This window comes from Serratia sp. CY55921 (genome assembly GCF_052167655.1).
Classification (GTDB): domain Bacteria; phylum Pseudomonadota; class Gammaproteobacteria; order Enterobacterales; family Enterobacteriaceae; genus Serratia; species Serratia ureilytica.
Genome location: NZ_JBJNMU010000006.1, coordinates 98,213 through 114,405 on the forward strand (window position 1 = coordinate 98,213; position 16,193 = coordinate 114,405).

Annotated in this window: 16 protein-coding genes; 14 read left to right on the plus strand and 2 right to left on the minus strand. The window is 55.4% G+C overall.

The window, feature by feature from the left end; translation table 11 throughout:
- The first annotated feature begins 10 nt into the window (after positions 1–10).
- From ACJ8M3_RS21285 to ACJ8M3_RS21325, 9 genes are all read left to right on the plus strand, one after another.
- Entirely contained in the window at positions 11–253 is a 243-nt protein-coding gene (locus tag ACJ8M3_RS21285) for an acyl carrier protein (RefSeq protein ID WP_033644937.1), read from the plus strand.
- Positions 254–802: 549 nt separating this feature from the next.
- A complete protein-coding gene (locus ACJ8M3_RS21290) occupies positions 803–1,351 on the plus strand; it encodes a tyrosine-type DNA invertase (RefSeq protein WP_033644811.1) in 549 nt (182 codons plus the stop codon).
- Positions 1,352–1,833: 482 nt separating this feature from the next.
- A complete protein-coding gene (locus tag ACJ8M3_RS21295) occupies positions 1,834–2,349 on the plus strand; it encodes a fimbrial protein (protein WP_089197391.1) in 516 nt (171 codons plus the stop codon).
- An 87-nt stretch (positions 2,350–2,436) separates the two neighbouring features.
- The gene (locus ACJ8M3_RS21300; RefSeq protein WP_033644813.1) at positions 2,437–3,114 is read left to right on the plus strand and encodes a fimbrial biogenesis chaperone; all 678 of its coding nucleotides are present in this window, start codon (positions 2,437–2,439) and stop codon (positions 3,112–3,114) included.
- 105 nt (positions 3,115–3,219) lie between these two features.
- A complete protein-coding gene (locus ACJ8M3_RS21305) occupies positions 3,220–5,769 on the plus strand; it encodes a fimbria/pilus outer membrane usher protein (RefSeq protein ID WP_089197389.1) in 2,550 nt (849 codons plus the stop codon).
- Positions 5,770–5,779: 10 nt separating this feature from the next.
- Positions 5,780–6,838 carry a fimbrial protein gene (locus ACJ8M3_RS21310; RefSeq protein ID WP_199560473.1) on the plus strand — a complete coding sequence of 353 codons (1,059 nt, stop codon included), beginning with the start codon at positions 5,780–5,782 and terminating at the stop codon, positions 6,836–6,838.
- A 60-nt stretch (positions 6,839–6,898) separates the two neighbouring features.
- On the plus strand, positions 6,899–7,426 hold the full coding sequence (locus ACJ8M3_RS21315) for a fimbrial protein (RefSeq protein WP_089197388.1): 528 nt from the start codon (positions 6,899–6,901) through the stop codon (positions 7,424–7,426).
- A 59-nt stretch (positions 7,427–7,485) separates the two neighbouring features.
- Positions 7,486–8,181, plus strand: coding sequence for a response regulator transcription factor (locus ACJ8M3_RS21320; protein WP_047573837.1), 696 nt, complete (start codon positions 7,486–7,488; stop codon positions 8,179–8,181).
- A gap of 45 nt (positions 8,182–8,226) precedes the next feature.
- Positions 8,227–8,910: a response regulator transcription factor gene (locus ACJ8M3_RS21325; protein ID WP_089197387.1), complete on the plus strand. Its 684-nt coding sequence runs from the start codon at positions 8,227–8,229 to the stop codon at positions 8,908–8,910.
- 221 nt (positions 8,911–9,131) lie between these two features.
- Here the strand turns inward: ACJ8M3_RS21325 and ACJ8M3_RS21330 are convergent, their stop codons facing one another.
- Entirely contained in the window at positions 9,132–9,683 is a 552-nt protein-coding gene (locus tag ACJ8M3_RS21330) for a tyrosine-type DNA invertase (RefSeq protein WP_033644817.1), read from the minus strand.
- 363 nt (positions 9,684–10,046) lie between these two features.
- Here ACJ8M3_RS21330 and ACJ8M3_RS21335 point away from each other — a divergent pair, with 363 nt between their 5' ends.
- The 3 genes from ACJ8M3_RS21335 (at position 10,047) to ACJ8M3_RS21345 (ending at position 12,387) form a co-directional block, all read left to right on the plus strand.
- Complete coding sequence (locus ACJ8M3_RS21335) at positions 10,047–11,699, plus strand: multidrug ABC transporter permease/ATP-binding protein (protein ID WP_033644941.1); 1,653 nt, start codon at positions 10,047–10,049, stop codon at positions 11,697–11,699.
- A gap of 389 nt (positions 11,700–12,088) precedes the next feature.
- Positions 12,089–12,202, plus strand: a complete 114-nt coding sequence (locus ACJ8M3_RS21340; RefSeq protein ID WP_089197716.1) for a YmiA family putative membrane protein — start codon at positions 12,089–12,091, stop codon at positions 12,200–12,202.
- Between the two features lie 23 nt (positions 12,203–12,225).
- The gene (locus tag ACJ8M3_RS21345; protein ID WP_199560472.1) at positions 12,226–12,387 is read left to right on the plus strand and encodes a hypothetical protein; all 162 of its coding nucleotides are present in this window, start codon (positions 12,226–12,228) and stop codon (positions 12,385–12,387) included.
- Here the strand turns inward: ACJ8M3_RS21345 and ACJ8M3_RS21350 are convergent.
- Positions 12,384–13,607 carry a CynX/NimT family MFS transporter gene (locus tag ACJ8M3_RS21350; RefSeq protein ID WP_089197386.1) on the minus strand — a complete coding sequence of 408 codons (1,224 nt, stop codon included), beginning with the start codon at positions 13,605–13,607 and terminating at the stop codon, positions 12,384–12,386. The two genes, ACJ8M3_RS21345 and ACJ8M3_RS21350, sit on opposite strands and share 4 nt — an antisense overlap.
- Before the next feature lie 504 nt (positions 13,608–14,111).
- On the opposite strand from ACJ8M3_RS21350, the gene agaR reads away from it, so the two are divergent.
- On the plus strand, positions 14,112–14,885 hold the full coding sequence (gene agaR / locus ACJ8M3_RS21355) for a transcriptional repressor AgaR (RefSeq protein ID WP_033644822.1): 774 nt from the start codon (positions 14,112–14,114) through the stop codon (positions 14,883–14,885).
- 23 nt (positions 14,886–14,908) lie between these two features.
- Positions 14,909–16,192, plus strand: a complete 1,284-nt coding sequence (locus ACJ8M3_RS21360; protein WP_089197385.1) for a D-tagatose-bisphosphate aldolase, class II, non-catalytic subunit — start codon at positions 14,909–14,911, stop codon at positions 16,190–16,192.
- Position 16,193 lies beyond the last annotated feature (1 nt).

Below are 16,193 nucleotides of genomic sequence, written 5' to 3' on the forward strand. Positions count from 1 at the left end.
GGTAGGGGATATGGAAAAGTATCATCGATTGTATGAGGCGATTTGCGGCCTGTTGTATGAAGCCAAAGGATTGGACAGAACGCTGCTATCGGCCGATATGCCGCTGCAACAGTTGGGGTTGGACAGCCTAGATTATATGGAGTTGATGCTGCTGGTTAGGCGTGAGTTCGGCATTACGCTCAATGCGGAAATGTTTATCGAACGGCCTGATCTGACCCTTGGCGAGCTGTGTCACGTTATGACCAGTCAATAATTCTCCCCCCCCCCAGGCGGCCGTGTGCGGCGGTCAGACCTGGGTTATTCCCCATCGTGACTTTTATTTCCTCCTGCCCTGACCTTTCCTCTTATCGATTCACATAAAGATTAATACTTATCGGTTTGGTTAAGATACGTTCGCGCCGGCGGATTTATTTCGTTTTTTTACGAGCCGTATAACGCTTTGAAACCCATGGCGCCTCGCGATTTTATTAGGATTTTTCTTTGTTTTGTCGGTTTGTTTGCCAATTTTAGCGCATGTGTGAAATGGAAGTATTAACGCAAACTAAAGTGAATCGGGAAGTATGCCGTCCTTATTATTTGTGATGGTGGCAGTTGAGCTGCGGTTTTCATTAATGAGGGGGCCTCAAGGGGGGCGCTGAAGGGGGGATTAATCCCTGTACACTGTTCGCGTTTGGCAAATCCGTTATACTCCGCGCTGGATGCAGGAACCTATCCATAGCCAGGGGAAACCCTGAGTGTCCATTGTGGTGATGTAAAAGGAAAATGACAGCCACATTTTTCCGATCAAAGTAATAGAGGTTGTATGTCTAATCGTAAACATCTGACGCCTTCTGAAGTGGAGAGACTGCTTGAGGTCACGCTGCATGGAAAGAATCCAGAACGCGATTATTGTCTGATTTATATGTGTTTTATTCATGGTTGCCGCGCCAGTGAAATTGGGGGATGGCGTTTGTCGGATATCGATCTGGAAGGCGGTAACATTTATGTTCATCGCTTGAAGAATGGTTTTTCCACGGTGCATCCGCTTTATCTGCGAGAAAGGCAATGTTTGCGGCGTTGGCTGGATAAACGCCGGCAACACCGTTGGGCCGATCAGGAATGGTTATTTCTTTCCAATCGGGGCGGGCGTTTGTCGCGCCAACGTATTTACGGCCTGCTTCGTCATTACAGTAAGGTGGCTAAACTGGAGATTAACGCCCATCCGCATATGCTGCGGCATGGTTGCGGATTTGCGTTGGCGGACCGAGGTATCGATACCCGATTAATTCAGGATTACCTCGGGCACCGAAATATTCAGAATACGGTGATTTATACCGCCAGCAATGCACAGCGCTTCAAAGAAATTTGGTAAGCGCGATTTAATAGAGTAACGGCAAGGAGTCACTTTGAACTAAACTGAAACATACTGTAAGGACGCGTAAAAACAATGTCAATATTCCTACGCTCACTTTGCCTGACAAAGGAAAATCTTTTTTAAAAACATAGCGTTGTGTTCATGCTTCATTTTTTCCGCACTCCAGCCATCTAAGCAAAATCCTAATAAAAGAAAAGTCAGTTTAAATCAATCGGCCAATCCCTTGGTTTTTTGGTCTGATTTGAGGTTATTTTGTTTTCTATTTGGTTTTAAATTCTGTCTTTTATTTGTTTTTTGGTTTTAAAAACCAAAGGAGTCACTTTAGTTCAAAATGAATCGTTTGGGTGAATAAGCCTTAGGCCATCAATAAGTTTGGTCAAGGGTATTTGCTCTTCGTGGAACTAAATAAAAGGGAATGACATTAAGGATATGTCGGAAATAAAACCATGCATATTTTGCATAATTTTAAGGAAAGTAGGATGAAAAAGAATCTGCTGGCTGTAGCTGTTTTGACCGCGTCTGCATTTACCTCCTCCGTATTTGCCGCTGATGGAAAGCTGAATATCACCGGTAGCATCACCGATCAGTCGTGCACCGTCGATCCGGACTCCCAAAACAAGCAGGTCGCTCTGGGTAAGATCGCCAAAGATGCGTTTATTCAATCTAATACTGCAGGTGCCAAGGCATTCAACCTGGTGTTAAAAAACTGCCCGGCGACTGTCACCGGCGCCACCGTGCGTTTTGACGGCACTCAAGTTCAGGGCCAGTCCGGGCTGTTGAAGCTGACTGACGCCGCCGATGTTGCTGGTGGCGTTGGCGTACAGTTGCTGGATGATGCCAGCAACGTGCTCAATATTGGCAACGATTCCCGCGTATATACGCTGGCAGAGAACAAAGACAACGTTCTGGGCTTTGTGGCGCGTTATTACGCTTACGATACCGTTTCCGTCGGTAGCGCGAACGCCACCGCCAACTTCACTATCGCCTATCAGTAAATTCACGCCGTTATGTCGGCGTGAGCGTTAGAAAAATGGGCCAGAGGCTGCGTCTCTGGCTCTTTATTCATCGGGGAAGATAACAAAATGAAAGCGGGATATTTTGCGCTGACGGCAGCGTTATTGATGGCGCTTTGGGCTCCGGCTCAGGCCGGCGTGATCGTGGGCGGGACACGGCTGATATACGACGGAGGTAAAAAAGAGTCCGCTCTGAATATCAATAATCCGGATGCGGTGCCTTATTTGATCCAATCCTGGGTCGATGCTCAAGAGGGGGAAAGCGCTAAAGCGCCGTTTATCATCACCCCACCGTTGTTTCGCTTGGACGGCGGCCAAAATAACCTGCTGCGCGTAGTGCGTGCGGGCGGCAATTTGCCGACGGACAGAGAATCGCTGTATTGGCTGAATGTGAAGTCTATTCCTTCGGTAGAAAAGAAAGAAAACACGCTGCAAATTGCGATCAAGACCCGCATCAAGCTGATTTATCGTCCCCAGGGGCTGGCCGGCAATCCGGAAGAAGCGGCCGGCAAAGTAACGTGGCGGCGCAGCGGCGATCGGCTGCAGGTGACCAACCCTTCACCCTATTACCTCACCTTTTTTAATTTGAAGCTGAACGGCAGTGCCATTACCGGCAACACCATGGTTGCGCCGCAAGCTACCGCCAGTTTTCCGTTACCGACGGCGCAGGGTGGGGGAGGCAGCCTGAGCTGGCAAATCATCAACGACTATGGCGGAACCGGCCAGACCTATACCGGCACGTTATAACCGGGCCGCGATACGTGTTTTTTGGCCCCGGAGTAACGCTGGGGCCGGCGTTCGGCTTACCTGAATTTTAGGCGGCTGAGCCAATCGGGACAGGGAGTTAAAAGGATGAATAACCCGAATAGCATTGGTTTACCAGGGACACGATCGATTTTGGCCGGTTTGATGTCTTGCCAGGTGGCGCTGCTTTATCCAATCGGTGCGGCGCATGCGCGTGATTACTTCAACCCGGCGCTGTTAGAGATTGACAACCCGGCGCTGCGCGGCGCCGATCTCTCCGTATTTGAGGAAAACAACAGCCAGGCGCCCGGCACTTATCGGGTCGATCTTTACCTTAACGGCGAACAGGTTGACAGTCTCGACGTCGAGTTCCGGCTGATGCCGACGGCTGGCGGAAAGCAAGCGCTGCAGCCTTGTTTCAGCGCGGAAAAATTGGCCGAATTGGGGGTGAGAGTCTCCATGTTACCGGCGATTGCGGCGGAGGAGCGCTGCGTCAATCTGGCGCAGGCCATTCCTCAGGCTTCGACGGTGTTCCAGTTTAATCAGCTGAGATTGAATCTGAGCATTCCGCAAGCGGCATTGAACTTAAATGCGCGCGATTATGTTTCTCCGGATAAATGGGACTCCGGCATACCGGCGCTGTTGGTCAATTACAACTTCAGCGGTGCCAATAGCCAAACACGCGGCAGCGAACGGCAGAACAACAATAACTATTACCTCAATTTACGCTCGGGCATCAACTGGGGCGCCTGGCGTTTGCGTAACTATTCCATCTGGAATCACTACACCGGCGGCGCTTCATCCTGGCGTTCAATCAATACCTATCTGCAGCGCGATATTGTTGCGTTGCAAAGCCGCCTGACTCTGGGCGACAGCACAACGTCCAGCGAGGTGTTCGACAGCGTACAGTTCCGCGGCGGGCAATTGGCTTCTGAAGATGACATTCTGCCGGACAGTATGAAGGGCTACTCGCCGGTGGTGCGCGGGATTGCGCGCACTAACGCGCAAATCGTGATCCGGCAAAACGGCTACGTGATTTATCAAAGTTATGTGCCGCCGGGTGCGTTTGAAATTACCGATCTGTACCCCACGGGCGGCAGCGGCGATCTGAACGTCAGCGTGCGCGAGGCTGACGGGCAGGAGCAACATTTCGTGGTGCCTTATGCCGTGGTGCCGGTATTGCAGCGTGAAGGGCGTTTCAAATACAGCCTGACCAGCGGGAAATACCGTTCATACAGCGGCGGCGTTGATGAACGTCCGTTCAGCCAGGCCACCGGCATCTACGGTTTGCCGTGGGGGGCCACGTTGTACGGCGGCGTGCAAGCCGCCAGTAAGTACCAGTCTCTGGCGCTGGGGTGGGGGCAGAACATGGGGGCGGTGGGGGCGCTGTCCGCTGATGTCACTCAGGCATGGACCAAGCAGGAAACTCGGCCGAAAGAGCAAGGGCAATCATGGCGCCTGCGTTACGGCAAAAACTTCATTGAAACCGGCACTAACTTCAGCTTGGCCAGCTACCGCTATTCCACGCGTGGTTTTTATAACCTGCAAGAGGCGCTGGAGAGCTACGGCGGCAACAGCGCGATCTATAACGATCACAAAAAGAGCCGTGCCGAGTTGACGATGAGCCAGAGCCTGTGGGATCTGGGGGGAACGCTGTCGCTCAGCCTGTTTAACGAAGACTACTGGAATGACAATCGTCGTTCGCAGTCGGTCAGCCTCAGCTACAACAACAGTTGGGAAGCTGTCAGTTACGGACTGAATTACACCTTCAGCCAGAACGGGTATGACAACAACGGCAACCGCAGCAATATTCGCGACCATATCGTGGCCTTCAACGTCAGCGTGCCGCTCAGCAAATGGCTGCCTGGCAGCTACGCCACCTACAACATGAACGCCAGCCGCAACGGCGCCACCAGCAACAATCTTGGGTTGAGCGGCACCGCTTTGCCGGGCAACAACCTGAACTACAGCATCAGCCAGGGCTACACCGGCAGGGGCGTGGGGGCGAACGGCAATATTCAGGCGGACTACAAAGGCGCCCTCGCCGAGTGGAACCTGGGGTATGGCTACGATCGCCATCGCCAACAGGTGAGCTACGGCGTGCAGGGCGGTGTTCTGGTGCACCAAAACGGCGTCACGCTGTCGCAGCCGCTGGGCGATACGGTGGCATTAGTGCAGGCGCCCGGCGCTTCAGGGGTGGATGTTTTGAACCAGACCGGGGTCAGCACCGACTGGCGCGGCTATGCGGTTGTGCCTTACCTGACGCCTTATCGGCGCAATATCGTCGGCCTGGACGGCGAGTCTTTCGCCGAGGATGTCGATATGACCTTGAGCAGCCAAACGGTGATCCCAACCCGTGGCGCCGTGGTGCGTGCCAGCTTCAATCCGGATGTCGGTGCCCGCGTGTTGCTGACATTACTGACGCGCAGTGGCAATCCGGTGCCGTTCGGCGCCACCGTCAGCAATCTCAATAGCCCCTCTGATAATGCCGGCATTGTCGGTGACGGCGGGCAGGTTTATTTGGCCGGCATGGCGGAGAGTGGCCGGCTGCAGGTTAAGTGGGGCAATGACGCGGCTCAGCAGTGTCAGGCTAACTATCAATTGGCTAATCAGCCAGAGAGCGGCGGAATACGTCTCGTTAACGGACAGTGTTTATAAGGTGCAGACAATGGCGACAGGAATATCGATTCAACGCAGGGCGATCGCCGGTGGGCTGCTGGCGTGCGCAATACTGGCTGTACAGCAGGCGCAGGCGGCGCTAGGGCAGTGTACGCCGATATCAGGAACGCACGGCTTTTCATTTTCCTTTTCCCCAAGCTTAAGCGACCCATCGCAAAACGTGACGGGGCGGATTATCAAGAACGCGGATAAGAACGCATGGAACTTGCCCGGTTCGTATTATGTGAAATGCGAATGTACCGCTCGCACGGCTTCTTACATCACCGCCAAAATGCTGTTGACCAACCCGGTATTTCAGGAGGGCGGATTGACGTATTACGCGTTGAACGAATATCTGGGCGTCGCCAGCGAGGTCTTCGTGGCGGGGCAGCGCAATGAATACCTTGCTGCACCCTTTACCAATGAGACTAACCGTAAGACCAGCATGGATGGCGATGATGAATCCTGTGCCCGTTCGCCCTACAACAGCGGCGCGCGTGGGCGCATTCACCTGTATTTCCGTCGGCCCTTCGTTGGCGTGACGGCGATCCCGAATACCCGACTGGTGGAAACGTATGTATCGGTAGTGAGTGGCGTGAAAAGCGATACGCCGGTTTCCACCATCTCTATGAGCGGTACCGTCACCGTGCCGCAGAGTTGCGAGATCAGTCCCCAGACGGTGGTGATCGACTTTGGCGATATCGTCAGCACCCATTTCCAAACGAAAGGCGCGATGCCACCTCGTTTCACACCGGAAGAGAGAACGCTGACGCTGTCTTGTCGCAATATTTCCGAGGGCGTCAAAGTCAGTCTGTCATTTCGCGGCGAGGCCGACGGCAACATGCCGGAGGCGCTGAAGACCAGCAACCGCGACATCGGCGTGATGATTAAGGATATGCAGGGCAATGTGATTCGGCCGCAGAGCGGGCGCTTGCCCATCGATGACTTCAACTATCCCGACCAAAGCGGCAGTTCGCGGATCAGCGTATATCCGATCAATACCACCGGGCAAGCCCCTTCAGTGGGGCAGTTTAATGCCACGGCAACCATTCAGGCCGAAATCCAATAAACGGATATTTCAACGGCAGCGGGCTGACGGGCCCCTGCGTTTAACGACAAGGAGCAGATTATGGTGAAAATGTGTAATCGTTTTGGCTGCAACCTGGCGCTGACCGGCGCGTTGCTTTTGACCGTACCGGCGGCGCTCGCGGTATCGAAAATAGTGATTAGCGGCAACATTAAAGCCGCCCCCTGCGAAATCGACGGTGCGAACGGCACTGTGTCCGTCAATTTGGGAGACGATATTTCCGCTGCTACCCTGGCGACGTCCGGGGCTTTCAGCCCCTGGATAGAGTTTCCTCTGACGTTAAAAAACTGCCCAAGCACCACCACCTCTGTCGTCGCGACCTTCAGCGGGACGCCCGCCGAGGAAAGCGCCAGCTTGTACAAGAGCAACGGCGGCTCTCGTCGGGTGCAAATTGAGTTGCAGAATAGCCAAGGGGCCAACCTGGGCAATGGCAAGAGCATGACGCAACTGGTGGATCGCGCGACGAATAATGCCAGATTCGATTTGCGTGCGCGGGCATACAGCACCCATGGCGGATCGACGCCAGGTTCAATAGACGGCGCTCTGCAGGTCACTTTTGTCTATCAGTAGGCAATGGGACAAAAGGGCCGGCGTGGGCGGAAGGTTAACGACAGAGTTAAGGTGATGATATGAAAATCAATTATCCCAATGGAATGGCCTTGGCGGCGGGCAATGAAGCGGCGGGTGCCGTGGCTGTCATGGAACCCTGCGCCATGACGGCTCTGGGGATGAGAAACCGGTTGATTGAATCCTGTGGTCTCCAACCTGGCAACATTCGGCAGGTGGCAAATCTGGGGGAACTGAGAGCCTTATTGACTGAGCATCCGCATCGTTTATTGGTGATGGAGCTGTGTGGTCAATCAGAGTCGGTATTGGAGGGATTCAAGCTGATCGCCGAGGTGCGGGAAAACTCGCCGGACACCGCGATTGTCATCTGTACGGCATTGGATGAACCGAGGCTGTTGCGGCAGCTCATCGCTTCCGGCATTCGCGGCCTGATGCTGAAGCAGGAACCGGCTATTGCATTGACCCACTGTGTTCAGCAAGTCCTGACAGGCAGTTGCAGCTTCAGCCACCGGGTACGCCAACGTCAATTGCATGAGGCTGGCGCCGATAAACCGCTGACGGCGAAGGAACTGGATGTGTTGACCCAACTGTTTTCCGGTAAGAGCGTGACCAGCGTGGCGCTGACCATGTGCCGTGATATCCGCACCGTCAGCACCCATAAACGCAATGCGATGTTGAAGCTGGGGTTTCACAGCGATGGGGAACTGTATCTTCAGGGGAAATGGATGGCTGCGCAAGGTTCATCCTTGGTTCGCTAGGCAAGCGCACGAGGTCTCGTGGGCAAGCAAGCATAGGAGCAGATTATGCATTTATGGCGTCAGCAACCGCTGAACATAGCATTAATGGACAGATGTCCATTGACGCTGGAAGGGTTGGCCAGTTTTTTAAAAACGCTGCCAACCCAGGTAAAAGTCGTCGTAAAGGAAACCAGCGTACGTGCGGTGGTGGATAGCGTGGTCTATCAGCAGGCCGACGTGCTGATTACCGAACTGGACGGTGAAGATGAGACGCCCGCTAAGGGCAGGGAAGCGTTGCTGGCCCTGTGCACGCAACTGCCCGAATTACGGGTGATTGCCTATACCCGTTGCCGTAATGCAGAAGAGTTAGGGCGATTGTTGCCTCAGCCCAATGTCAGCATCGTCGCCAGAGATGACGCTTTACCGCTGGTGGCGGAGTTTTTTAATCGGGTCTTGCTTGGGGAGCGAGTGTTGAGCCCACAGATAGGGACTTTTCTGGCACCCTCGGTTAGCGCAGATGAAGTGTTCACCCGAAAGCTGACTCGCTGCGAGACTGATGTGTTGGCCTTTTTGTTCAACGGCATGAGCCTGCGGCAAATTGCCGAATTGCAACGCCGCAGCATCAAGACGATCAGCGCGCATAAATGCAGCGCCATGCGCAAACTGCAGGTGAAGAATGACAGCGAACTGTTTTCATTGCACGGCAATATTACGCGACAATTTAGCGGGAAGTGGTCAAAGGGGACTTAATCGTTAATGACAGGGTATAAGCAGGTAGCATAGGCGTTGAAAAAACAATCAAACAAGTGTTCCCCTGGGCGGATGGATGAAAGCAGCTCGGCGTTGGAATAGTGCTGAATTAGACCGTTGTTGGCGTGCCGGGCTGCATTTTCCCATCCGATATTTTTTACCTTACTCAATGCGCATGTTAAAAGAAGATGAGCGCCTGCACCGTTATTTCCATCGTAAGATTAAATGCTGATCGTGCGGAATCGCTCTACATTGGTTGCGGTGTAGATCACCGTATTCTGGATATTTTTGTGCCCTAAATAATCCTGAATCAAGCGCGTATCGACCCCGTTATCTGCAAGCGCGTAACCGCAGGAGTGTCGCAGCATGTGAGGATGAACCTGAACGCTAATGCCGGCCATTTCACCGTACATTCTCATTAGGCGATACAGTTGCTGACGTGAAATTTGCCCGCCGTGGCGCGACAGAAATAACCATGGGGAATTGGCGTCAGGATAGTTCGCCCGCTGGGCCAGCCAGTTTAACAGCGCCTGTCGTTCTCGCGGCTGAATGGGGTGTTGAACGGAAAAACCGTTCTTTAGCCGAGATATATGGATCCGATGGGAGGTAAGATCAATATCTTGCAGGCGTAATGATCGCAGTTCGCTCACCCGCAAGCCGTGAATGAAGCACATTAATAGTAAACAACGATCTCGAATGCTATTTTTACCCTCATGCACGGCGGCAATCAGTTGTTCAATTTCAATCTGGCTAAGGAATTTCCTTTTTTTCATTTTCCTTTCCTGCGTATCTGATACTGGCGATTTCCATCATGAAGTTTTATTAAAGCATTGGAACATAATAGGCGGCAAAGGAAATAAATAATTTTATTTGCTAATGCATGGGTTTATTTTATCTTTTTCTTTTTGTTATTTTTTTAGTGAATGAATTTTGATTTTATAGATCTATTTTTTTAGCGGCTTATTTAATTGGCGAATATTTAGCGCCCAGAGTGAACCATGCTGCGAATTGGCCGCCGGCAGGCGGCAACGCCTCTCCCCCGACCAGTGCTTGATAAGCTGTGATGAGAATTCGTCTTGATCTCATTCTCGCGCCGCTTACAATGCCTGCCAGATCGCGATTTCAGAGGTTTGTTCATGGAACTGCTACGGGTGGTTTATCGGCAGTATCGTTGGCCATTTCTGGCGGTTATGGCATTGACCATGGCCAGCGCCGGTTTAGGCATCGGTATCATTGCTTTTATCAATCAATATCTGATGGACGCCAGCGGCAACCCATTGGCCGTGTTGCCGATGTTTCTCGCCCTGCTGGCATTGTTGATAGCGGTCACGTTGGGTTCGCAACTGGCGCTGACCACATTGGGCCATTACTTCGTCTATCGATTGCGTGGGCAACTGGTGAAGCGCATTCTGGATACCGAGATCGAGCGCCTCGAACAGTTAGGCAGCGCCTCATTGCTGGCCAGTCTGTCCAGTGACATCCGCAATATCACCATCGCCTTCGTGCGCTTGCCCGAATTGGTGCAAGGGGTGATTTTGACCCTGGGGGCAGCGGCCTATCTGGGGTGGTTATCGCCGAAAATGCTGGCGGTCACGGCGGTTTGGGTGGCGGTGACCGTGGTGGGTAGCGGCTGCCTGGTGTCACGGGTTTATCGCCATATGGCCAGTTTGCGCGAGTCAGAAGAGCGTCTCTATCATCGTTATGAATCGGTGATTGACGGCCGTAAGGAACTGACGTTGAACCGCAAACGGGCGCAGGCGTTATACGAGCAGGCCTATCAGCCCGACGCGCAAGCCTATCGCTACCATATCATTCGCGCCGATACCTTCCATTTGAGTGCGCTCAACTGGTCAAACATCATGATGTTAGGGGCGATCGGGCTGGTGTTCTTTATGGCCAACAGTTTGGGATGGGCGGACTCGACGGTGGCCGCGACCTACTCGCTGACGCTGCTGTTCTTGCGCACGCCCTTACTGCAGGCCGTGGGGGCGTTTCCGACGCTGGTCGGCGCCGAAGTGGCCTTCAACAAGCTGAAAGCGCTGCGTCTGGCCGAGTATCAGCCGGGGTTTCCAGCCGCCGTTGGCCGTTCCTGGCAGACGCTGGAGCTGCGCGACGTGGTTTTTCACTATGCAGATGCGGAACAACAGCCCGGTTTTACCGTCGGGCCGCTTAATCTGACGCTGCGGCGCGGTGAGCTGGTGTTTCTTATCGGCGGCAACGGCAGCGGCAAGTCAACGCTGGCGATGCTGTTGACCGGATTGTATCGGCCGGTAAGCGGGCACATCGTTCTGGATGGTGTCGCACAGACCGCGGCGGATATGCCGGACTATCGCCGGCTGTTTTCAGCGATTTTCACCGATTTTCATCAGTTCGATCGTTTACAAGGACCGGAAGGCGGCGAACCTGATACGGCGCTGGTCGCGCATTGGCTTGAACGGTTGAATATGAAAAGCAAATTGCAGTTCGACGGCGCCAGAGTGACCAACCCGCAACTGTCGCAGGGGCAGCGCAAACGTCTGGCCCTGTTGCTGGCGGTGGCGGAACAACGCGATATTTTGCTGTTGGATGAATGGGCCGCTGATCAGGATCCGCAGTTCCGGCGCATTTTCTATCGCGAACTGTTGCCGGCGCTGCGCGCGTTAGGCAAAACGGTGTTCGCCATCAGCCATGACGATCACTATTTCGAACACGCCGATCGGTTGCTGGAGATGCGCTCAGGCCATTTACGCGAGTTGACCGGCAGCGAGCGTGAACACGCCAGCCGGGATTCCGTCAGCAGAATCGGTTAACTTACGCCGGCCCGTGCCAGACCAAAACGGGCCGGCGCTTCTCCCGCGCATTATTTCAGTGCGTCGCTTCATTTTCTCTCGCTCCTCCAATGCTGTCTGCTGCCGATTTGGCTTACGACCAGTCAAATAATTGATGTTTGAATTATTTACCGGTGGTTTAATTTTGACCTTTAAAGGTGTGGCACACTGCGCATTCGTTCGCCTATCAAAACACGTTCTCGCCTGCCGATAACAGTGATATCCACGGTGCCGTTCTTACTAAGGCGGTAATGCAGGTCTATGGCTAGCAGCTGTTTTTTAAATTTCCATAGGAAAAAACGACTTTATCGATCGTTAAAACAGATCGATAATTGGTGTTTGAATGGTTTAATCTATTGGTTGAGGGCGCTGTGGTGAGCAAGGATGGATCTGATATCAAACGTAGAGCATGGCTGTGTGTGTTTATCGGTAGCGGGCTATTCTGGCTGTTAACCGCCACCGTGATTTACTGGTTACTGAGTTAGCAGGTTAAGCAGGAAGGCGATTCGTGAACAAAAAGCAGGCTAAAAACCGTGAGAGCGCTCAGCGTCGCGCGCAGTCCAAAATTCCGCCGTCATGGGTGCTGAGCGATGAGCAGCGCGCCTTTATTGAAGACTTATGGCAGGATACCGCTCCCGAAGCGGCGCGGCCCATCGTTCAGCGACGTTAGCCGATCACGCGGCTGCGGCCGGCCAACGCGCCGAACAGCATTTGCAAGACGGTCAGGCACAGCAGGGCGATCAGCGGCAAGCGCCAGCCTTCCGTCAGATCGTGCAGCAGGCCGAATAGGGTGGGCCCCAGCGCCGCCAACAGATAACCGACGGATTGTGCCATACCCGACAGCAGCGTCGCCTGATGATGATGCTGACTGCGCAATCCAAAGAACGACAGCGCCAGCACCAGCGAACTCCCCGCTCCCAACCCGGCAAACGTCAGCCACACCAGTGAACTGGCGGGTTGCACCAATAATCCCCCGACGCCGATAAAGATCAGCAGAGAACTGCCCAGCGCTATCGCCCGCTGATCGCGCGCCCGCGGCAAAATCACCACCATGACAAAGTTGGCGACGATCGCCACCACCTGATAAACGAACAGCTCGAAGCCCGCCTGCTGGGCTGAGGCGCCGTGGCTGACGGCAAAGGCGCTGAACCAGCCGATAATGGTGTAGAAGGCGATCGATTGCAGCCCCATGAACATCGCCACTTGCCAGCCCAGCGCGCTGCCCCAGGGAGAGCGATAGCGTTGCGGCTCTGCCGATTGTGGCTCTTTGGCTGCGGGTGTGGCTGTGCGCCGCAGCTGCGGCAACCAGATCAACAGCGCCAACAGCGCAGGTAATCCCCAGCACAGCAAGGAGAAGCGCCAGCCGAGATCGGCCAGGGAAGCCAGCGGTACCGCCAGACCGGAGGCGATGGCGGCGACCAGTGACATCACCGCCGCATAGGCCGCTATCATCGCGGCGGCGCGATGAGGAAAATCTCTTTTCACCAGCGTTGGCAGCACCACATTGGCGAAGGCGATGGCGGCGCCGATCAGAACGCTTCCCAGCCAGAGCATGGCGTCTTGCGGCAGGGAACGCAGCGCGATGCCGCAAACCAGCAGTGCGAGGGCAAAGCCCAGGGTGCGTTCGATTCCGAAGCGTTTCGCCAGCGCCGGGGTGAGTGGCGAGAGGACGGCGAACAGGATCAGCGGCAGCGAGTTGATCAGGCCGGCGGCGGTGGCGGACAACGCCAGCTGTTGCTGAATCTGTTCCAGCAGCGGGCCGACGCTGGTGAGGGCGGCGCGCAGGTTAGCCGCGATCAGCATGATGCCAACGATCAGCAGAGCAGGGCGATGCAAACGGCGACGCGAGGTCGCGATGGATGATGATGAAGATGAAGCGGGTTGCGGCATGAGTTCCTCGCACCAGGGCATGCAGACAATCAGCGCTGCATGGCGTGATGCGTTGATTGACGTTAACGCTTACGTACCGACAAGGAGCCGATATCTGATCGCAAGTGTAGGGAAGATGGCTCGTGCTGACAAGGGGATGGCCCGGCGGGATGGAGAGGGCTGACCCCCGCCGGCTGCAGGATAATTACCATTATGTGATCCTGGTCACTTAGCGAACTAAAAGCCATGGGGCAGGACGGGGTCTGCGGCGCTTTCACTTCTGCCGCCGCCGGTGCGGCTGCTCTCCGGCGCTCATGCTCGTCATGGCATTTCATTTTTCTCCCATTCCATTTTTTTTGCTTTTCGATTCGTTTCGATTCGAAAGGTTTTTTGGCGGTTTTTTTGCTAAAACGGGGCTGTAAGCCCGATCACAATTTCATTGCTTTCGCTTTGCTGTAATGCCAGCGCAGTAGAGCGAAAGCCATCTTCTCCCCGGCGATACCGGAAACCTGAGGACCGCAGCTCATGCCAGTGAATACCGCAAAGCGACGTGAACACATCATCGATCTGTTATGCGAGCACGGCAGCGTGCGTGTGGAACAGCTCAGCAAACAGTTTGCAGTATCCACGGTGACGATCCGCAACGATCTGCGCTTTCTGGAACGAAAAGGGTGTGCGCTGCGCGCTTACGGCGGCGCAATGCTCAATCAGCAATTCGCTTTCGATCGGCCGCTGCGGGACAAAGGGCGGTTGAATCGCGATGTCAAAACGCTGATCGCCAACGCGGCGGCCGGCTATGTGCGCGACGGCGAGGCGCTGATCCTCGATTCCGGTTCAACCACCGCGCAGATTGTGCCGTTCCTGAAGGGGCGGCGCGATCTGGTGGTGATGACCAACGCGCTGAACATTGCCTATGAGCTTTCGGGAAACGACGGGGTGGAAGTCATGGTGCTGGGGGGCAGCGTGCGCCGCAACTCTTACTCGCTCTACGGTCCGGCTGCCGAGCAGCAATTGCGTCAGTACCGCTTCGACAAGCTGTTTTTGGGCGTCGACGGGTTCGATCTGAGCGCCGGCATCACCACGCCTCACCCCGGTGAAGCGCACCTCAATCGCGTGATGTGCGAGGTGGCGCGCGAGATTATCGCGGTGGCGGATGCCAGCAAATTCGGTCGCAAGAGCTTTTGCATGATTCGCGAAGCCGGACAAATCCATCGGCTGATCACTGACAGCCGTCTTCCGGACGATTACGAGCGGGCGTTAACCGAGCTGGGCGTGGAGGTCATCATCGCCGATCGGTAGCACGGCGCCTGCATGGGGGCTTCATGCAGCAGTTGTTACAGCTTGTCGAGCAGCACAAGGCCGGTATGCCGGTCGGGATTTTTTCCGTCTGTTCCGCCCATCCCTGGGTTCTGGAGGCCGCGCTGCGGCAGGCTAAAAGCCGCGGCACGCCGGTGTTGGTGGAAGCGACCTCCAACCAGGTCAATCAGTTCGGCGGCTATACCGGCCAAACGGCGGCCCAGTTCCGCGATGCGCTTTGGCGTCTGGCGGATGAGGTTGGCCTGGCGCGCGAGCGCGTGTGGCTGGGCGGCGATCATCTGGGGCCGAACGCCTGGCAGGATCGCCCGGCTCAGGAAGCGATGGCGCTGGCGGAAACGTTGATCGACGATTACGTTCGCGCCGGATTTCGCAAAATTCATCTCGATTGTTCCATGTCGTGCGCCGGCGATCCCTCGCCCCTGGGGGATGCGGCGGTCGCCGAGCGTGCGGCACGCCTGTGCGCGGTGGCGGAACGCGCCTGGGCGCAGAGCGGCGGCGAAGCGCCGGTCTATGTGATCGGCACCGAGGTGCCGGTGCCGGGCGGCGCGCAGGAGGCGTTGGCGGGCCTGCAGGTCACCACGCCGCAGGCGGTGGCGCAAACGCTGGAAATGCACCGTATCGCCTGGCAAAAAGCCGAGCTGAACGATGCCTGGCAGCGAACCATTGCGCTGGTGGTACAGCCGGGCGTCGAGTTCGATCACCACAGCGTCGAACGTTATCAGCCGCAGCGCGCCGACGCATTGAGCCATTTCATCGAACGGCAGCCGGGCATGATCTATGAAGCGCACTCTACGGATTACCAACCGCCGCAGGCCTATCGCCAGTTGGTGCGCGATCACTTCGCCATCCTGAAGGTGGGGCCGGCGCTGACCTTTGCGCTGCGAGAAGCGCTGTTCGCCCTCGATCGCATCGAGCGTGAATGGCTGGGGGAACGCCAGTCGTCGCAGCTGCGCGCCACGCTGGAACAGGTGATGCGCGAGCAGCCGCAGCAGTGGAGCCGCTATTACCACGGCACGCCGCACCAACAGTATCTCGATCGCCACTACAGCCTGAGCGATCGGGTGCGTTACTACTGGCCGCAGCCGCAGGTGCAGCAGGCGGTCGACGGCTTGCTGGATAACCTGCGCCGCAACCCGGCGCCGTTGGCGCTGCTCAGCCAGTACCTGCCGGATCAGGCGCGGGCGCTGAACGCCGGCGAATTGAGCGCCGATCCGCAGGAATGGGTGCTGCATAAAGTGACGCAGGTACTCGACGATTACCACGCCGCCTGTTACCCGGAGGGCCGCTAGC

Excerpts from the sequence above, each read along its gene's own strand:
- ACJ8M3_RS21285 (WP_033644937.1), top strand. The coding sequence starts at position 11 with ATGGAAAAGTATCATCGATTGTATGAGGCGATTTGCGGCCTGTTGTAT.
- ACJ8M3_RS21290 (WP_033644811.1), top strand. The coding sequence starts at position 803 with ATGTCTAATCGTAAACATCTGACGCCTTCTGAAGTGGAGAGACTGCTT.
- ACJ8M3_RS21295 (WP_089197391.1), top strand. The coding sequence starts at position 1,834 with ATGAAAAAGAATCTGCTGGCTGTAGCTGTTTTGACCGCGTCTGCATTT.
- ACJ8M3_RS21300 (WP_033644813.1), top strand. The coding sequence starts at position 2,437 with ATGAAAGCGGGATATTTTGCGCTGACGGCAGCGTTATTGATGGCGCTT.
- ACJ8M3_RS21305 (WP_089197389.1), top strand. The coding sequence starts at position 3,220 with ATGAATAACCCGAATAGCATTGGTTTACCAGGGACACGATCGATTTTG.
- ACJ8M3_RS21310 (WP_199560473.1), top strand. The coding sequence starts at position 5,780 with ATGGCGACAGGAATATCGATTCAACGCAGGGCGATCGCCGGTGGGCTG.
- ACJ8M3_RS21315 (WP_089197388.1), top strand. The coding sequence starts at position 6,899 with ATGGTGAAAATGTGTAATCGTTTTGGCTGCAACCTGGCGCTGACCGGC.
- ACJ8M3_RS21320 (WP_047573837.1), top strand. The coding sequence starts at position 7,486 with ATGAAAATCAATTATCCCAATGGAATGGCCTTGGCGGCGGGCAATGAA.
- ACJ8M3_RS21325 (WP_089197387.1), top strand. The coding sequence starts at position 8,227 with ATGCATTTATGGCGTCAGCAACCGCTGAACATAGCATTAATGGACAGA.
- ACJ8M3_RS21330 (WP_033644817.1), bottom strand. The coding sequence starts at position 9,683 with ATGAAAAAAAGGAAATTCCTTAGCCAGATTGAAATTGAACAACTGATT.
- ACJ8M3_RS21335 (WP_033644941.1), top strand. The coding sequence starts at position 10,047 with ATGGAACTGCTACGGGTGGTTTATCGGCAGTATCGTTGGCCATTTCTG.
- ACJ8M3_RS21350 (WP_089197386.1), bottom strand. The coding sequence starts at position 13,607 with ATGCCGCAACCCGCTTCATCTTCATCATCATCCATCGCGACCTCGCGT.
- agaR (WP_033644822.1), top strand. The coding sequence starts at position 14,112 with ATGCCAGTGAATACCGCAAAGCGACGTGAACACATCATCGATCTGTTA.
- ACJ8M3_RS21360 (WP_089197385.1), top strand. The coding sequence starts at position 14,909 with ATGCAGCAGTTGTTACAGCTTGTCGAGCAGCACAAGGCCGGTATGCCG.